General features: G+C 71.9%; 17 protein-coding genes. 16 read left to right on the forward strand and 1 reads right to left on the reverse strand.

What is annotated here, in order from left to right:
• Positions 1-207 precede the first annotated feature (207 nt).
• Positions 208-384: a hypothetical protein gene (locus E1B22_RS12670; protein ID WP_167758856.1), complete on the forward strand. Its 177-nt coding sequence runs from the start codon at positions 208-210 to the stop codon at positions 382-384.
• Positions 385-594: 210 nt separating this feature from the next.
• Here the strand turns inward: E1B22_RS12670 and E1B22_RS05940 are convergent, their stop codons facing one another.
• Positions 595-1,089 (reverse strand): hypothetical protein, encoded by a 495-nt coding sequence (locus E1B22_RS05940; RefSeq protein ID WP_135224941.1) that lies wholly within the window; start codon positions 1,087-1,089, stop codon positions 595-597.
• A gap of 371 nt (positions 1,090-1,460) precedes the next feature.
• On the opposite strand from E1B22_RS05940, the gene E1B22_RS05945 reads away from it, so the two are divergent.
• From E1B22_RS05945 to E1B22_RS06010, 15 genes are all read left to right on the forward strand, one after another.
• A complete protein-coding gene (locus E1B22_RS05945) occupies positions 1,461-2,066 on the forward strand; it encodes a thioesterase family protein (RefSeq protein WP_243123782.1) in 606 nt (201 codons plus the stop codon).
• Positions 2,063-2,488 carry a glycine dehydrogenase gene (locus tag E1B22_RS05950; protein ID WP_135224942.1) on the forward strand — a complete coding sequence of 142 codons (426 nt, stop codon included), beginning with the start codon at positions 2,063-2,065 and terminating at the stop codon, positions 2,486-2,488. Before E1B22_RS05945 ends, E1B22_RS05950 begins: the two co-directional genes overlap by 4 nt.
• 258 nt (positions 2,489-2,746) lie before the next feature.
• Entirely contained in the window at positions 2,747-3,604 is an 858-nt protein-coding gene (locus tag E1B22_RS05955; protein WP_135224943.1) for a class II fructose-1,6-bisphosphate aldolase, read from the forward strand.
• Between the two features lie 121 nt (positions 3,605-3,725).
• A complete protein-coding gene (gene glpX / locus E1B22_RS05960) occupies positions 3,726-4,733 on the forward strand; it encodes a class II fructose-bisphosphatase (protein WP_135224944.1) in 1,008 nt (335 codons plus the stop codon).
• A gap of 175 nt (positions 4,734-4,908) precedes the next feature.
• A complete protein-coding gene (locus E1B22_RS05965) occupies positions 4,909-5,481 on the forward strand; it encodes a GAF domain-containing protein (protein WP_135224945.1) in 573 nt (190 codons plus the stop codon).
• Between the two features lie 99 nt (positions 5,482-5,580).
• A complete protein-coding gene (locus E1B22_RS05970; protein ID WP_135224946.1) occupies positions 5,581-6,099 on the forward strand; it encodes a type 1 glutamine amidotransferase domain-containing protein in 519 nt (172 codons plus the stop codon).
• Between the two features lie 230 nt (positions 6,100-6,329).
• Positions 6,330-7,031 carry a GNAT family N-acetyltransferase gene (locus E1B22_RS05975; protein WP_167758857.1) on the forward strand — a complete coding sequence of 234 codons (702 nt, stop codon included), beginning with the start codon at positions 6,330-6,332 and terminating at the stop codon, positions 7,029-7,031.
• Positions 7,007-7,180 carry a hypothetical protein gene (locus E1B22_RS12675; protein WP_167758858.1) on the forward strand — a complete coding sequence of 58 codons (174 nt, stop codon included), beginning with the start codon at positions 7,007-7,009 and terminating at the stop codon, positions 7,178-7,180. The genes E1B22_RS05975 and E1B22_RS12675 overlap by 25 nt, the downstream gene beginning before the upstream one ends.
• An 82-nt stretch (positions 7,181-7,262) precedes the next feature.
• Positions 7,263-8,384 (forward strand): o-succinylbenzoate synthase, encoded by a 1,122-nt coding sequence (menC, locus tag E1B22_RS05980; RefSeq protein ID WP_135224948.1) that lies wholly within the window; start codon positions 7,263-7,265, stop codon positions 8,382-8,384.
• A 146-nt stretch (positions 8,385-8,530) separates the two neighbouring features.
• Positions 8,531-9,718: a hypothetical protein gene (locus tag E1B22_RS05985; protein WP_135224949.1), complete on the forward strand. Its 1,188-nt coding sequence runs from the start codon at positions 8,531-8,533 to the stop codon at positions 9,716-9,718.
• A gap of 306 nt (positions 9,719-10,024) precedes the next feature.
• Entirely contained in the window at positions 10,025-11,185 is a 1,161-nt protein-coding gene (locus E1B22_RS05990; RefSeq protein ID WP_243123783.1) for a polysaccharide deacetylase family protein, read from the forward strand.
• A 336-nt stretch (positions 11,186-11,521) separates the two neighbouring features.
• Complete coding sequence (locus E1B22_RS05995; RefSeq protein WP_135224951.1) at positions 11,522-12,616, forward strand: ABC transporter ATP-binding protein; 1,095 nt, start codon at positions 11,522-11,524, stop codon at positions 12,614-12,616.
• Positions 12,617-12,621: 5 nt separating this feature from the next.
• The gene (locus tag E1B22_RS06000) at positions 12,622-13,341 is read left to right on the forward strand and encodes an ABC transporter permease (RefSeq protein WP_135224952.1); all 720 of its coding nucleotides are present in this window, start codon (positions 12,622-12,624) and stop codon (positions 13,339-13,341) included.
• A 264-nt stretch (positions 13,342-13,605) separates the two neighbouring features.
• Positions 13,606-15,111 carry a GldG family protein gene (locus E1B22_RS06005; protein WP_135224953.1) on the forward strand — a complete coding sequence of 502 codons (1,506 nt, stop codon included), beginning with the start codon at positions 13,606-13,608 and terminating at the stop codon, positions 15,109-15,111.
• Positions 15,108-16,292, forward strand: a complete 1,185-nt coding sequence (locus E1B22_RS06010) for a DUF4340 domain-containing protein (protein WP_135224954.1) — start codon at positions 15,108-15,110, stop codon at positions 16,290-16,292. Before E1B22_RS06005 ends, E1B22_RS06010 begins: the two co-directional genes overlap by 4 nt.
• The last annotated feature ends 200 nt before the right edge of the window (positions 16,293-16,492 follow it).

Consider the following 16,492-nt stretch of genomic DNA (forward strand, 5'->3'; position numbering starts at 1 on the left):
TCCGAACCGGCCATGGAAGCGAGGGATCGCGCCAGGGCGGCGATCGCGGAAGATCAGGGCGCACGGTCTGGAGCGTGGATGCCGACGACGTCCTGGCGGGGGGCCAGGCGTCCAAACCCGAGGACATCGTGTGAGCGATGCGCAGGTCGACGTGGTGCTGCGCGGGGACGGACCCGTTCCGACTCGAGGGAGGAGGGTGGATGATCGGTGCTGGACGCCATCGTACCGGCCGCAAGCGGTGTGACGTTGCTCGTTGTTGCCGTTTGGGGAGTTCGGCTGGATCGGGCCCGGGGGCGCAAACCGCTTTGGTGGTTCCACGCTCTGAATCTCGTCCTGGGGATCGCAGCGCTCGTCTGGGCAGTCTCCGAATATCTCTCCGGATGAATGCGCGACCCCAGGGCCCCTGTGGTCCTGGAGGGAAGGGGCTCGATGAACACCGCCTCCGCTCGGGCACAGCCAGCGGATTCACGGCTTCGGCATGCCGAGGCTGGCGTCGACCCGTGCTGTAGTCCGGGTGACCCGGCGGTAATCGCAACAAGTCTCGGCGCTCGATAAGAAACGCCTTGCCAGCGTCGACGGCGTTCGGGAGAAGCCCTATCGAGCTGGCAGCTCCAGGATCGCTTGCCCATTCGCATTGGTGATTCGGACCACGATGTCCTCGATAATGGCCTCGAGTTGTTGCTTGGATGTTCCTTCTGTGCGCACATCGACATAGCCCGTGATGCGAATGGTTTCGCCGGGATTGAGGTCAAGGGGCGTAGGGGAGGATCGCGGATCCGGGTTGGCCCTGTGCTCCTCTCTGATTCGACGCGATTGAAGGGCCGGTGGGATGACCACCTCCCATCGCCAGCCGTGAATGGGGGCCTTCCCTGTGTTGGTGAACGAAGCCTCGTAGCTGATTCGCTGACGGCTTGTAGATGGATGTCCCGGACTGTCACCTGTGGCCACGACCAGATCCCCGGCTAGCCGTGGTCCACCGGCGGGCGCGTTCTGGAAGATGCCGGCGAGCAAGACCACGGTGACCGATGCCAGCAGTGAGACCATCAGGAGGACAACCCGGCGCCGTTGGCGCGCATTGTTCGCCGTCAAACAACCCGCCTCCCGCCGTACCGTGAGTCGAGAGCGAGCGAGGGTCATGCTCAACGAGGGGATGAAGGGTCCACGCAGCACTCCTTGGCATGGCCCAAACGATGACCTGGCGGAGGCCACGTCGCACTAGATGTTCCATGCAGACCAGTACCAACCCTTCGGCGGTGCTACGTAGCATGGGTGATCCGTGGTCACGTCCGGTGAAGTGGTCGAATCGCGCTCTCCCCTTCAACTTAATCGATGCCAGAAACCCTGCACCCCTTCCTCCAGGCTGTCACTATCCGTGACGGTCCGGCGCTGGCGCAAGCTTCGCCATCGATCACTGAGGACACTCAAGGTGGTATGGTGGAACCGGCGAGGAGGCGATGGGCTTGGCCAGCTGGACCCTGCGCCTGCGGGTGCGCTACGGCGAGACGGACCGCATGGGCCGGGCGTACTACGCGCGCTACTTCGACTGGTTCACCGACGGGCGCACCGAGCTGATCCGCTGCATGGGGCTCTCGTATCGCCAGCTGGAGGACCAGGGCGTGTTCCTCCCCGTCCTGGAGGCGGCGTGCCGCTACCTGCGGCCGGTGGACTACGACGACGAACTCGAGCTGGAGGTGCGGCTGGAGCGCCTGACGCCCACCCGCATGGACTTCGCCTACCGTCTGCGGCTGGCGGCCACCGGGCAGCCCGTGGCGGAGGGCACGACGCGGCATGCCTTCATCGACCGGCGCGGCAAGCCAGTCAACCTGCGCAAGGCTCGCCCCGAGGTCTGGCGAAGGCTCGAGCCCCTGCAGGCGGCGACGCCCCTCCCCCGGGAATCGGTTGCCCCCGCGGGATCGTCGGTCGCGCCGCCACCATCCCATGGGGACGAACCGGCTCCCCGCGGGACGCGGGCCGCGCCAGCCCGCAGAGCGGCGGATCGGGCCGATCCCGTCGCGACCCCCTCGTCGACGCCGGAAGCCAGCGAGGGGGACGACCGGCGTTGTTGAGCAGCCGGCGGCGGCTGGTCGCCGACCTCCAGCGCCTGGAGGCCGCCGATCCCTCGCTCGCCGGCCTCACCGCGCGGCTCGAGCCGCTGCTCGAGCTGCTCGACGCCGTGGATGCCGGCGCGACGCTGGACGTCTGGGTGGAGTTCATGGGCGGTCACGCCGTGGTGGCCGACGTCGCCTCCAAGTTTCGCGGCCTGGTGCGGGACGCGGCGGGGCCAGGTCTGGGCTTCGAGGGGGACGCAGGGGAGCTGGTGCTGCTGCTCCACCACATCGGACCGGTGCGCCGCGAGCACGGGTCGGGCGGCGTCCGCGTCCTCCTCGCCACCGGCGAATCGGCGTGGTTCCGGGCCGTCCGGCCGGGCCACAGCGGCCTCTCCCGTCCACCCCGTCCGTCCCGTCCCTCGCGCCCCTCCCGCCCCTGATGCCCGGGCCCGCCCGCCATGGTCTCCCCGAGGAGCAGCGCGCTCCGGGGGATGGGGCCGCCGGGTGCGGCGCCCGCGGCCGAGGCGGCGAGACGGCACCCGGCGGGCAGGCGCTCGGAGGACGGGGCTGCGGGGAGGGGCCGCGGGCGACCCGTCGGCGAGGGCGGGGGTGCGTGCTGCCCGCCGTGCTTTCCGCGCTCGGGCCTTTCCTGCTATCGTGGGAGCGGTGTGGACTACCCTCGGTGAGGTGATCCCCCAATGCCGCTGGTCACCGGCATCGAACTCCTGGACGACGCCCGGAGGCGCGACTATGCCGTGGGCGCCTTCAACGTCAACAACATGGAGATCGTGCAGGCCATCATCGCGGCGGCCGAGGAGGAGCGGTCGCCCGTGATCCTCCAGGCGAGCCAGGGCGCCATCAAGTACGCGGGCATCCGCTACATCCGCGCCCTGGTGACGGCCGCCGCCGAGGAGGCCAAGGTCCCCATCTGCCTCCACCTGGATCACGGTCCCAGCTTCGAGCAGGTCATGGAGTGCCTGCGCTACGGCTTCACCTCGGTGATGTTCGACGGCTCCCACCTGCCCTATGAGGAGAACGTGCGCCTGACCGCCAAGGCCGTCGAGGCCGCCCACGCCGTGGGCGTCTCCGTGGAGGGCGAGCTCGGCAAGATCGGCGGCGTCGAGGAGGAGATCCGGGTCGAGGACTGGGACGTGGTCCTGACCGACCCCGAGGTGGTGCCCGACTTCGTCGAGCGCACGGGCGTCGACTACCTGGCGGTGGCCATCGGCACCAAGCACGGCTTCTACCAGGGCGAGCCCAAGCTGGACTTCGACCGCCTGGCCCGCATCCACCAGCTCATGCCCGACCTGCCCCTGGTGCTGCACGGCGGCAGCGGCGTCCCCGAGGAGCACATCCGCCGCGCCATCCCCCTGGGCGTCCGCAAGATCAACATCGACACGGAGCTGCGAGCGGCCTTCGTCGGCAAGGCACGGGAGATCATGGCGGCCCGGCCCGACGAGATCGATCCCCGCAAGATTCTGGGACCGGCCCGCGAGGCGATGAAGGAGAAGGTCAAGGAGAAGATGCGGCTCTTCGGCTCGGCGGGCAAGGCGTGAGCCCGCCCGGCGGAGCGGGCGCGGGCCCCGGCGCCGCGTGCCGGTTCGTCCGGGAAGAACCGGCCGTGCCCGCCCGGCGTAGTGTGGAGGACCGGCCCTGAGGCAGGTTGGAGGAGTCGGCATGGAACGGGAACTGACCCTGGAGCTGGTGCGGGTGACGGAGGCGGCCGCCCTGGCCGCCGCCCGCTGGATGGGCCGCGGCGACAAGGACGCCGCCGACGGTGCCGCCGTCGACGCCATGCGGGCCGTGTTCGACACGGTGGACATCCGCGGCACGGTGGTGATCGGCGAGGGGGAGATGGACGAGGCGCCGCGGCTCTACATCGGCGAGCGGGTGGGCAGCGGCCAGGGGCCCGCCGTGGATGTGGCCGTCGACCCCGTGGAGGGCACGAACCTGGTCGCCAAGGGCCTGCCCGGGGCCATCGCCGTCCTGGCGGTGGCGCCCCGGGGTTGCCTGCTCCACGCCCCGGACATGTACATGGAGAAGATCGCCGTCGGGCCGGCGGCGGCCGGCGCCATCGACATCCAGCGGCCCATCGAGGAGAACCTGGAGGCCGTGGCCCGGGCCCTGGGCAAGCGGGTCGAGGACGTGACGGTGATCGTCCTGGACCGGCCGCGCCACGCCGACCTGGTGGCCCGCATCCGCCGGGCCGGTGCCCGCATCCGCATGATCGCCGACGGCGACGTCTCGGCCGCCATCGCCACCGCCCTGGAGGGAACCGGCATCGACCTCATGGTGGGCATCGGCGGCGCCCCCGAGGGCGTGCTGGCGGCGGCCGCCCTGTACTGCCTCGGCGGCGAGCTGCAGGGGCGCCTCTGGCCCGAAGACGAGGAGGACCGCGAGCGCATGCGGGCCATGGGGATCGACGAGGCCCGGGTGCTGCGCATCGAGGACCTGGTCCGAGGCGAAGACGTGATCTTCGCCGCCACGGGCATCACCAGCGGCGAGATGCTGCGGGGGGTCCAGTTCACCAGCCGCGGCGTGTACACCCACTCGGTGGCCATGCGCTACCGCACCGGGACGGTGCGCTTCGTCGAGGCCTGGCACCGGCTGGAGCGCAAGCCCGTCATCGGCCCGCTGGTGGGGGGCGCCGAGGAGGCCGGTGCCGCGGCGGGGGGCGCCGGGTAGGCGCTGTCGGTGGGGGGCGCGGCGACCGCGGTGGGGAGCCGCAGGGGGGTTGCGGCGTCTCAGTTGCGGCCTCCCAGGCGATGGCGGAAGGCCGCAGGAGAGCTGCCGGGACCGGGGCGCCGGCATGGGCGGCGCCCCTGGGGCGCGTGCCGCATGCGGAGGCGAGGTGGTTGCGATGGCGGAGTTCACGCGGGACGAACCGGCCGGGGACGCGGGGCCCCAGGGGGGCGTGTCCACCCTCGAGGGGCTGCGGGCCCGCACGCTGGCGTGGTTGCGGGAAGAGGCAGGCCGGGAGACCCGTTTCCGGGAGCTGGCCCAGGCGGTCTGCTCCCGCCTGTGCAGGGAGTTCCCCCATTACTCCTGGGTGGGCGTCTACATGGTGGAGGGCGATCGCCTCAAGCTGTGGGCCTGGGACGGGCCGGAGCCCACCCAGCACGTGGAGATCCCCCTGAACGCGGGGCTGTGCGGCTGGGCGGCCTCCACGGGCCAGGTGGCCAACGTGCCCGATGTGCGCAAGGACCCGCGGTACCTGCAGTGCTTCGTCTCCTGCCAGTCGGAGATCGTCGTGCCCATCGCCCGGGACGGCAAGGTCTACGGCGAGATCGACATCGACAGCGACCGGCTGGCCGCCTTCGGCGCCGACGACGAGCAGTTCCTGAAGGCGGTCTGCGCCATCCTGGCGGAACGGGCGGCGGCCGACGCCGAGGTGCGGGCGGTGGGCGGCCGGACGACCGGGAGGCCGGCCTGATCGACGCGAGCATGGGGGGCTGGCCGATGGGCCCGTGGCGGGCGGCGGCCCGTTGATCCCCCCGGTCCCCGGGGGAACGATGGAGGGGGAGGTGGTCCCATGGCGGCCAAGCGCATCGCCATCCTGGTCGACGACCTGTACGAGGACCTCGAGCTCTGGTACCCGTACTACCGCCTGCTGGAGGCGGGCCACCAGGTGGACCTGATCGGCAGCGAGCGGGATCGCGCCTACACCAGCAAGCACCACTACCCGGCCAAGGCCGTGAAGTCCATCGCCGAGGTGCGGCCGGAGGACTACGACGGGGTGGTGATCCCCGGCGGCTACGCGCCGGACCGCATGCGGCGCGACGAGCGGATGGTCCGGTTCGTCCGTCAGATCCACGATCAGGGCAAGCTGGTGGCGGCCATCTGCCACGCCGGCTGGATGCTGGTCTCGGCCGACGTCCTGCGGGGCCGCCGGGCCACCAGCGTCCGGGCCATCCGCGACGACATGCGCAACGCCGGCTGCGAGTGGGTGGACGAGCCCGTGGTCGTCGACGGGAACCTGGTGACCTCGCGGACGCCGGACGACCTGCCGGCTTACATGAAGGCGATCCTCGCCAAGCTGGGCGAAGCCTGAACCCCCGCGGTCGCGCCCCCTGCGGACGGAGGGGGCCCGGGCGGAGCCGACGAGGGATGGCCACGCGGAGCAACCGATGGACGGGCGGAGGGCGGTGGCTGGATGCCATCGCCCTCCGCGTCTCCGCCACCGGCCCGCTCCGTCGTCGCCTTCGTGACCGGGCAGCAGGGGATCGGCGAGACAGAGAGTACCCATACCGCAACCACCATCCTCGGGTACGGGGGAAGGCGATGGGTGAACTGCAGATCCGACCCGTAGAGCGGATGGACGCCTGTCGCGCCTTGGAAGCGCTGCAGGCCCAGGTATGGGGCGACCCGGCGATGGTGGTCCCTGCCCATCAGCTGTACGTCGTGGCGCGCCACGGCGGGGTGCTGCTGGCGGCCTACGAGGGCGAGCAGCCGGTCGGCTTCGTCTACGGCTTCCCGGCGCGGCACGGTGGGCGGTGGGTGTTGCATTCCCACATGCTTGGGGTGCTCCCCGTGTACCGGGATCGCGGCGTCGGGCGCCGGTTGAAGGAAGCCCAGCGGGAGTATGCGCGGGCGCTCGGCTATCCCACCATCACCTGGACCTTCGACCCGCTGGAATGCCGCAATGCGTACCTCAACCTTCGCCGCCTCCGGGCCAGGGCCCGCACGTACCTGCCCGACTTCTACGGATCCATGCAAGACGCCTTGAATCGCGACCTGCCTTCCGACCGCTTGCTGGCGGAATGGGACACGGAGCCCGCGGCCTCTTCCGTGCCCGCCGACGCCTCGCCAGAGGCGTCCCTGGCCGGAGCGGCGGACCAAGACCAGGACCTGGTCGCCTTCGCGGTGGACGTCCGCGCCGACGGCTGGCCTGTGCCCGGGGCGGTGCGCCTCCGTCCTCCCGGTGCGGACGAACCCAGCCCCCGCGGGTGCGAGTGCCCGTGCCGGCCCGGATCCAGGACCTGAAAGGCACCGACCTCGAGCTGGCGCGGGCGTGGCGGATGGCCGTGCGCCACAGCCTCGGAGGGTTCTTGGCAGCGGGTTACACGGCGGTGGACCTCGTGCCGCCGGTGGACCGCCAGCGGGGCGTCGGGTGGTACGTGCTGGTGCGTTGACCGCGCCGGGGCGTGGCTTGCCTGAATTCCGCAACGATCTCCGGGGATCGCGGATGGGTGGCCTGCTGAGGAGGGTGACCGGATGCGTGTCCAGCGGATCGACGTCTTCCACGTGGCGATGACGCTGCGGGCTCCCTTCCGCACCAGTTTTGGCGTCACCCACGAACGTCACTGCCTTCTCATCCGGTTGGAGGCCGACGGCGTGGAGGGGTGGGGGGAGGTGGTGGCGGATGCGGCTCCGCTCTACAGCGAGGAGACGGTGGAGACGGCCTGGCACATCTTGCGGGACTTCCTCGTGCCGGCGGTCCTCGGTCGCTCCTTCGACAGCCCCCGCGAATTCCGGGCGTCCTATGCCCATGTGCGCCGCCACCCCATGGCCAAGGCCGGGCTCGAAGGGGCCTTTTGGGATGCCTGGAGCCGTGCCCGCGGCTTGCCGCTGTGGCGGGCGTTGGGCGGCACGAAGGACCGCGTCGAAGTCGGCGTCAGCATCGGTATCCAGGAGGATGTGCCCGCGCTGTTGCGGGCCATCGAATCCTTCCAGGCCCAGGGCTATCGCCGCTTCAAGATCAAGATCGAGCCGGGATGGGACGTCGACGTCGTCCGGGAGGTCCGCCGGGCCTTGGGTGACATCCCGCTGATGGTCGACGCCAATTCGGCGTATACCTTGGCGGATGCGTCCCATCTTGCCCAATTGGATCGCTTCGACCTGATGATGATCGAGCAACCCCTCGCCCACGATGACTTGGTGGACCACGCCGACCTGCAACGGCAGCTTCGGACGCCCATCTGCCTTGATGAAAGCGTTCACCACGCCGACGACCTGCGCAAGGCGGCGCGGATCGGTGCCTGTCGCATCCTCAACGTCAAGGTCGGCCGGGTTGGCGGGCTGACCGAGGTCCAAGCCATCGATCGCCTCGCCCGCCAGCTGGGCATCCCCCTGTGGTGTGGCGGCATGCTGGAAACCGGTATCGGCCGGTTGCACAACGTGGCGCTGGCGACGCTGCCGGGTTTCACCCTGCCCGGGGATACGTCCGGGAGCGACCGGTACTGGCTCGAAGATGTGATTGACCCGCCGGTGACGGTGGATCGTGATGGAACCATCGCCGTACCCCAGCAGCCCGGCATCGGTCACCAGGTGCGGGAGGACCGGATCCAGCGGGTCACCCGCCGCCGCGCGACGTACCGAGCCAATGGCGCCGCGTGACGTCCCGTTCGCAGACGTGCGCGGTCCTAGAGGACAAGGGCATGCGCGGGCTCGTGTCGGGACGGGCTGCGGGCTGTCGGCCGAAGTATGGTTGTCCAGTTGGGTCGGCTGGCTGTACGAGGGGGTTCTGTGGGGGGATGAACGTCATGTCGGGTGGGCAAGCAGGCGTCCATGCACCGACGGATCGTCCAGGCGCCGTGGCGCAGCCGGGCTGGTTCAGCCGTCTGATGCTGCCGGCGGCGGTCTTCCTCTCGGTGTTGACCGGGGGTGGCTACGCCAGCGGGCGTGAGATCGTCGAATATGGGGCCAAATTTGGAGCCTACGGCGTCTGGTCCATCGTGGCGATCTTCGTGGGGTTCACCGTCATCTCCGCCATCGCCTACGAATTTGCCCGGGTGTTCCATGCGTACGACTACCGGACGTACATGCGCAACCTGATCGGACCGGCGTGGATCTTGTTCGACGTGTTGTTCATCGTGATGGCCGTGCTGGTGATCGCGATCGTGACGTCGGCAGCGGAAGAGATCGTGGCCACCACCGTCCGGATTCCCAGCCTCGTGGCGCTCTTGGTCGTCATCGGCATCGTAGGTCTGATCATGTTCTGGGGGCGCCGCTTCCTCGAGGCGTTCAAGTCGGTCGGCTCCCTGCTGTTGTACGTGGGCTTCATCGCCTTCGCGGCCATGGTGCTCGCCGGTCGCTGGGAGGCCGTTCAGGCGGTCTTCGCCCGCGGCGACACGTCGTACGTGCCGGGGGCCACGGTCGGCGCGGCGGTGTTCTCAGGCCTTCTCTACGTGGGGTATAACCTGGTCGTCGTACCGGGGGTCTTGTTCGTCCTCGACAACCTGCGCTCACCCAAGGACTCTGCCGGTGCCGGGGTGCTGACCGGCCTCGTTTCCACTGTCCCCTTCATCCTCACGTACCTCGCTGTCATGGCCTTCTACCCCAGCAGGGACGTCTTGGACGCCCCCGTGCCGTGGCTGGCCATGCTGGAGCAGGTCGGTGGCGCGGGGCTGGGATGGGTGTACACGCTGGTGGTCTTCTACACTCTGGTGGATACGAGCACCGGGATGATCCATGCCATCCTGAACCGGCTCGATAGCGCCCTGCAGGAATACGGCCGCCAGGAACTGGGTGGAAGGCACCGCAGCGCTATCGCCGTCGCGATCCTGATCGCATCGGTGCTCCTATCCCGGTTCGGGATCATCGCGCTCGTGGCGCAGGGGTACACGGCGATGGCGTACGGTTTCCTCCTCTTGCTGGCCCTACCGCTGGTGACGGTGGGGCTGTACAAGATCGCCAAAGCCCGGTCGCAGCGCGGGGAGGTGACCGCCTGACCACGGGTCGGCGTGCGGTCCAAGAACGAGCGGGTCGTCGGTGCTGGCGGGGCCCCGACGGTGCGGCGGTCCCGTCCGGGATCATGGAGGGCGTGGGCGGCCCATAGCCTGCAGGTGGGCGGGTGGTCTGGGGGGCGGCATCAGCCGGGGTCGCGGCCGTCTGTGCCGTTCGGGGGCCGGCGCCGGGAGGCGATGGCGCTCCACGGGCGCCGACTCCCAGGCGTCGGCTGCGTCGGAGGGGCGGTGCGGCGAGGACGCGCCGCCCTCCTCCTGGCGTCCGGCTCGCCCGCCCAGGAGGCGGGATCCATGGCAGGCCCAGGCATCCGGTGGCGGCGAGCCGCGGCGTGGCTCCTCCTGATCGCAGCCGCGACCGCGTTGGGCCGGGCGGGCTGGTCGCCGCTGCGCCTCCTGCCCGGGATGGGGCGACCGGGCGGGCTCCCCGGCCGGGTCGCCCCCGACGTGTGGGTCGGACCCGTGCCGGTGGGCGGGTGGTCGCGGGAGCGGGTGTCCGAATGGCTCGAGGAGCTGGCCCACGCGGTGCACATGCCGCCTGAGGATGCGCGCCCCGACCCCGCCCAGCGGGCGGTGATCCCCGGCGTGGCCGGCCTGACCCTGGACGTCGACGCCAGCCTGCAAGCCATCCTGCGGGCGCCGCCGGGCAGCCGGGTCGACCTCCAGTTCCGCGCCGTCCCACCGCAGAAGGACCTGGACGATTTCCCCGGTCAGCCCGTCTATCACGGCCATCGGCGCAAACAGGCCGTGGCCTTCCTGGTCAACGTGGCCTGGGGGGAGGAGCACCTGCCCGCCATGCTCGCGGCGCTGGAGGCGCATGGGGTGCGGGTCACCTTCTTCCCCGTGGGGCGGTGGGCGGAGGCCCACGCCGGTCTGGTGGCGGAGATGGTCCGCCGCGGCCATGAGGTCGGCAGCCACGGCTACTCGGACGCCCTGGAACTCGAGGACCAGCCGGTCGACGGGGTGCTGGCCGACCTCCGCCGCGGGGTCGAAGCGGTGGCCCGGGCGGCCGGCCTGGACCCGTCGGCGGTGCGGTTCTACAGCACCCACCGCGGGGTGCGCACCGCCGCGGTGGAGCGGGCGGCGCAGGAGGCCGGCGTCCGACTGGTCTACTGGAGCCTCGACACCGTCGACTGGATGAAGCCGCCCCCGGCGCTCATGGCACGGCGCATCGTCGCCGCGGCGCAGCCCGGGGACCTGATCTTGATGCACCCCACGCCGGGCACGGTCGAGGCCCTCCCCGCCATGATCGAGGGCCTGCACCGGCGCGGCCTGGTGGTGGTCCCGCTGGGCCAGCTGCTGGCCCCCCTGCCCGTGGACGACCCCTGCCAGCGCCCCGCGGAGCCGGCCGGTCCCGTCCTGGCCGGCGACCGCGTGCGTCCGCCCTTCGCCGCGTTCGTCCGTGGTGGATGGCGCCCGCCGCCCGAGGGCGGCCCTCGGTCCCCGGCCCGTTAACAGATCCGTTACATTTCCCGTCGCGCGCGGCCGGCGGGCCCCGGATCGCCAATGCTATACTGTTGCGCGGCAAGGCGCGGCTCGTCCCCGGTGGGGGTCCCAGACCGCCTGGGCAGGGGGCCATCGGCTGCCACCGCCGCGGCGACCGCCGTGCGGCCGGGCGTCCACACCGCCTCTGCACGGAGGCCGTCGGCTTGGCGCCGCGGGGGCTTCGCCTCTGCCGTCCACGAGTTGGCGCAGGGACCAGAATGGCCGCGAAGCCCGACGGGACCCAGCCCGGCGGGGCAGCCGGGGAGGGGGCTCGCCCGGTGCGCCCGGACCGGGAGGAGGACGGCGATGATCGAGGTCTCCCACGTCAGCAAGCGGTTCGGCGAGCACCGCGCGGTCACGGATCTCACCTTCACGGTGCAGCGGGGCGAGATCGTGGGCCTGCTCGGTCCCAACGGGGCCGGCAAGACGACCACCATGCGCCTGATCACCGGCTACATGCCCCCCAGCGCCGGCACCATCCGCGTGGCCGGCTTCGACACGTGGGAGGAACCGCTGGAGGTCAAGCGGCGCGTCGGGTACCTCCCCGAGCATCCGCCGGTCTACCCGGACATGACCGTGGAGGCGTACCTGCTCTTCGTGGCGGCCCTCAAGGGCGTGCCCCGCCCCCGCCGCCGGGCCGAGGCCCAGGAGGCGGCGGAGCGCACCGGCGTGACCCACGTGTGGAAGCGCCTGATCGGCAACCTGTCCCGGGGCTACCGGCAGCGGGTGGGGTTGGCCCAGGCGCTGCTGGGCAAGCCCGACGTGCTCATCCTGGACGAGCCCACGGTGGGCCTCGATCCGGCGCAGATCGTCGAGGTCCGCCAGCTGATCCGCTCCCTGGCCGGCGAGCACACGGTGATCCTGAGCTCCCACATCCTCCCCGAGGTGCGGCAGACCTGCCAGCGCGTGTTGATCATGAACCGCGGGCGGCTGGTGGCCCAGGACACGCCCGAGGGACTGACGCGGGCGCTGCAGGGGGTCAGCACCCTGCGCCTCGCGGTCAAGGGGCCGGCCCGCGAGGTGGCGCGCCGCCTCCGCGAGCTGGAGGGCGTCGAGTCGGTCCGCATCCTGGAAGGGGACGAACCGGCCCCGGCCGGGGTGGAGGAGGGGGCGCCGGCGGACCGGTCCACGGCCGACGCGGGGTCTTCCGCGCCGACCCCGGTGGTGCGCCTCGAGGTCGCCTCCCGCGGCAAGGACCTGCGCGAGGCCGTCTTCTTCGCCATGGCTGCGGAGCGCTGGCCCATCCTGGAGATGCGCCCCCTGGAGATGAGCCTCGAGGAGATCTTCATGCAACTGGTGACGGAGGAACAGGCCCCCTCCGGGTCCGCGGGCCGGACCCGGGGCGGGGCGGGCGAGGGCGGCGCCGGCCGGCAGCGACCGGCGGGCGCCGGCCGGAGGTGAGCGCCATGGGTTGGCAGGGCCTCTTCGCCCTATGGCGCAAGGACGTGCTCTCCTTCTGGCTGTCGCCCCTGTGGTGGGTGGTGGCGGCCGTCTTCCTCGCCTTGACGGGATGGTACTACCTGGCGGTGGTCGCCAGCTTCCAGGCGCCGGATCTGCGCTTCCTGCTGGACCACATGGTGGTGCTGCTGCTGTTCGTCGTGCCCGCGCTGACCATGCGGCTCTGGGCCGAGGAGCAGCAGCGCGGCACCGCCGAGCTGTTGCTGACCGCGCCGGTGACCCTGAATCAGGTGGTGCTGGCGAAGTTCTTCGCGGTCTTGACGCTGCTGACGGTGCTCCTCGGGGTCACGGGGATCTACCCCGCCGTCACGGCGGCCTACGGCACCGTGGAGTGGCCCATGCTGCTGGTCGGCTACCTCGGGGTGTGGCTGGTGGCCGCCACCTTCGCCGCCGCCGGGCTCTTGGCGTCGACCCTCAGCGACAGCCAGGTCATCGCCGCCGTGGCGGGCTTCGGGATCCTGCTGGCCCTGTACATGCTGGACTGGGCGGCGGGGGCCGTCGGCGGGACCCTGGGGGACGTGCTGCGAGCGGCGTCGGTCTGGGAGAACCTGAGCGACTTCATCGACGGGGTGCTGGACACCCGGCGCCTCGTCTACTTCCTCTCGTTGATCTTCGGCTTCCTGTTCCTCGCGGTCCGCAACGTGGAGCGGCGCACCTGGGCCGCGTGACGCGGCCGGCCGTCCGTCGCCCGCCGGGGTTGGTGCGGGCCGGCGGTGGCGGCGGGCGCCGCGGTGGGGTGCCGACCGGGCAGCGGACCGCGGGGGCGGTCCATCGCCCCCGGCCCACCGCCCCCGACGCCCAGGGGGAGGCGGCCCGGACGGTTCTGGGCGCTGGAGCGGGCCGTCCGCCGGACGTGGCGCCGGGTGCGGGGCGCCGCGCGGTGGGGTGCGGGCTTGGCGAGCAGCGAGCGGAGTCGGTGAGGAGGGCCGTCCATGGCCGAGCGGGCCGATGTCCATCGCCGTCGCGTGCTGTGGCGGGGGACGAACGCGGTGGTGCTGACGGTGGCCGTGCTGGCCCTGCTGGTGCTGGCCAACGTGTTCGCCGCCCGCTACTCGTGGCGGTACGATGCCACCGCCCAGAAGATCTACTCCCTCTCGCCCTCCACCCACGAGGTCCTGGCCGACCTCGAGCAGGATGTCACGCTGTACGGCTTCCTGCAGTCCGGATCGGCGGAGGGCGACACCCTGCGCAAGATCCTCGAGCAGTACGACCGCGCCTCGCCCCGCATCCGGCTCGAGGTGGTGGACCCCGAGCGGGAGCCGTCCACGGCGAGGCGGTACGAGGTGGACGCCTACAACACGGTGGTCGTGGAGGTCGGCGACGACCACCGGAAGATCGACCCGCTGAGCCTGTTCGGCTACGGGGCGGGCGGCGGCCTCGAGATCCGGGCCGAACAGGCGATCACCCGCGCCCTCCTCGAGCTGACGGGGCGGGGCGGTAAGAAGGTCTACTTCCTGACGGGCCACGGCGAGGGCAACCCGGACACCGAGCTGACCACCCTGGGCCAGCTGCTGGAGGGCGAGGCCCTGACGGTGGAGACGCTCAACCTGGCCCAGCGGGGCCAGGTGCCGGAGGATGCGGCGGTGGTGGTCATCGCCGGTCCCAGCCGGGACCTGCTGGAGGAGGAGCGCCAGCGACTGGAGGACTACGTGCGGCGAGGCGGCCGGCTGCTGGTCCTCTACGGGCCGGTCCCCGACGGCCGGCGCCTGGAGCAGCTGGAGGCGCTGCTGGCATCGGTCGGGGTGGAGGCCGCCCAGGACGTGGTGGTCGATCCCCAGCGCGCCTTCCTCGGCCAGGATCCCCTCTCGCCCATGCCGCTCCTGGGGAGCCACGCCATCGTCGACCCGCTGCGACAGGGCGAGCTGGTGCTGGTGCTGCCAGGGTCCCGCAGCCTGCAGGCGCGCGAGGGCACGGAGCTCACGACCACCGAGCTCCTGCACACCAGCGACGAGGCCTGGGGCGAGACGGATCTGCGGTCCGAGACGGTGCGCCGCGACGGTGACGACCGCGCGGGCCCGCTGACGCTGGCGCTGGCGGTGGAGGGCGACCTCGCCCCCGCGGATCGGTCCGCAGGCCAGGCGGACGAGCAAGGGCGGGACGAGGGTGGCGAGGCCGCGTCCGCTGCGGAGGGCGAGGCGGCCGAAGGCGACGGGGAGGGCGGGTCGCAGCCGGTGGCCGTGGTGGTGGGCAGCGCGGCCTTCGTGGCCAACGACTACCTGGACCGGGTCCCGGGGAACCGTGACTTCATCGTCAACGCCGTCAACTGGCTGTTGGGTTCGGAGGAGCGCCTGACCATCCGGCCCAAGGAGCTGGCCGCCACGCCCATCGTGCTCACCCCGCGGGCGGTGGTGGGGATCTTCTACGGGCTCGTGCTGGGGTTCCCCGCCCTGGTCGCCCTCACCGGCCTCGCCATCTGGTGGAGGAGGCGGCACGCATGAGCGCCCCGGGCCGTCGCCGCCGGCGGAACCCGGCCTCCCAGGCCTTCCTCGGCCTGTTCCTCCTGCTGGTGGCGGCCGGATTGGCCGTCTACGCCTGGGCCACGCGGGGCGACCAGCCCCAAAGCGAGGACGAGGCGACGGACACCGTGGTCTGGGATGCCGGCGACGCCACGGTGCGCGAGATCGTCATCGAGGGGGAGCATGGGCGCATCGTCCTGCGGCCCGGCCCGCCCCCCGAGCTGGTGGCGTCGCCCGACGCCCCCTTCGGCGGTCAGGGGCCGATGGCGGCCGACACCATCGGCGGGCTCTTGTCCTCGCGGCGCTGGTGGATGCACGAGCCCGGCCCCTACCCCTTGGCCGAGGAGTACGCCACCACCCTGGTCGACGGGCTGCGACGGCTGACGGCCCAGCGCCGGGTGGCCGAGGGCGTCACCGGCCAGGCGCTGGAGCAGTACGGCCTGCATCGGCCGACGGTCCGCGTGACGGTGCGATTCACCGGGCAGGACGAGGCGCGGGTGCTGGAGCTGGGGGCCGAGAGCCCGGTCACGGGGGGCGGGACCTACGGGCGGCGGGCGGGTCAGGATGCGGTCTACCTGCTCTCCCCCGGGCTCACCGACACCCTCAAGATGGCGCCCGACGCGCTGCGGGAGACGATGTTCGTCCCGTTCGAGGACGATCGCGTGCAGCGGGTGGAGCTGGAGTGGGACGGTGCGCGGCTGGTGTTCGTCCGCCAGGAGGGCGGCACCAGCTGGTCCATGGAGCGGGACGGCCGCCGGGTCGGCACCCAGGACGACAGCCAGCTGTCCGAGCTCTGGTTTGCCCTGCACCAGTGGCGGGCGGCGGACTTCGTCAGCGACCAGGGGGACGAACTGGCCGTGCGGGCCCGCCACGGCCTGGACGCACCGTACGGGCGCATCCGGCTGGAGTTCCAGGCGGCGCCGGGTCAGAAGGCCGGCCCCCATCTGGAGATCCGGGTCGGTGGCACGGCCGACGAGGGCGGCCGGTACGTGATGACCAACGAGGGACCGTGGATCTATCGCCTCGACCCCGACGACCTCGCCTACTTTGAAGACCAGGTCCTGCCGAGGCTGCGGGAGCCGGCCACCGGTGGCGGGCAAGGGCAAGAGGGCGACGCGGCGCAGGACGAGGGCGAAGGGCGGGGCGCCCCGCAGGGCGACTAGTCCGCAGGAACGCCAGCCCGGGGACGACACGGGGGGAGGGGCGGGCACCGCGCCCGCGACAGGGGCCGCGCCCGGGAGGAAACGGCGGCGCAGCGGCGAATCCATCCCATGGCCGTGACGCGGTGGGCCGCGGTCCCGGCGCGGGGTCGCGGCCCGAAGCGGCCAGGGTAGGGCCCCTGAGGCCCGTGGCGTCGCGGGGG

This window comes from Thermaerobacter sp. FW80, assembly GCF_004634385.1.
GTDB lineage: Bacteria > Bacillota > Sulfobacillia > Thermaerobacterales > Thermaerobacteraceae > Thermaerobacter > Thermaerobacter composti.

Bases quoted from the DNA above. Each gene is read 5' to 3' on its own strand.
- glpX (WP_135224944.1), top strand. From the start codon at position 3,726: ATGGAACGGGAACTGACCCTGGAGCTGGTGCGGGTGACGGAGGCGGCC.
- E1B22_RS05970 (WP_135224946.1), top strand. From the start codon at position 5,581: ATGGCGGCCAAGCGCATCGCCATCCTGGTCGACGACCTGTACGAGGAC.
- menC (WP_135224948.1), top strand. From the start codon at position 7,263: ATGCGTGTCCAGCGGATCGACGTCTTCCACGTGGCGATGACGCTGCGG.
- E1B22_RS06005 (WP_135224953.1), top strand. From the start codon at position 13,606: ATGGCCGAGCGGGCCGATGTCCATCGCCGTCGCGTGCTGTGGCGGGGG.
- E1B22_RS05955 (WP_135224943.1), top strand. From the start codon at position 2,747: ATGCCGCTGGTCACCGGCATCGAACTCCTGGACGACGCCCGGAGGCGC.
- E1B22_RS05965 (WP_135224945.1), top strand. From the start codon at position 4,909: ATGGCGGAGTTCACGCGGGACGAACCGGCCGGGGACGCGGGGCCCCAG.
- E1B22_RS06010 (WP_135224954.1), top strand. From the start codon at position 15,108: ATGAGCGCCCCGGGCCGTCGCCGCCGGCGGAACCCGGCCTCCCAGGCC.
- E1B22_RS05985 (WP_135224949.1), top strand. From the start codon at position 8,531: ATGTCGGGTGGGCAAGCAGGCGTCCATGCACCGACGGATCGTCCAGGC.
- E1B22_RS05975 (WP_167758857.1), top strand. From the start codon at position 6,330: ATGGGTGAACTGCAGATCCGACCCGTAGAGCGGATGGACGCCTGTCGC.
- E1B22_RS05990 (WP_243123783.1), top strand. From the start codon at position 10,025: ATGGCAGGCCCAGGCATCCGGTGGCGGCGAGCCGCGGCGTGGCTCCTC.
- E1B22_RS06000 (WP_135224952.1), top strand. From the start codon at position 12,622: ATGGGTTGGCAGGGCCTCTTCGCCCTATGGCGCAAGGACGTGCTCTCC.
- E1B22_RS05995 (WP_135224951.1), top strand. From the start codon at position 11,522: ATGATCGAGGTCTCCCACGTCAGCAAGCGGTTCGGCGAGCACCGCGCG.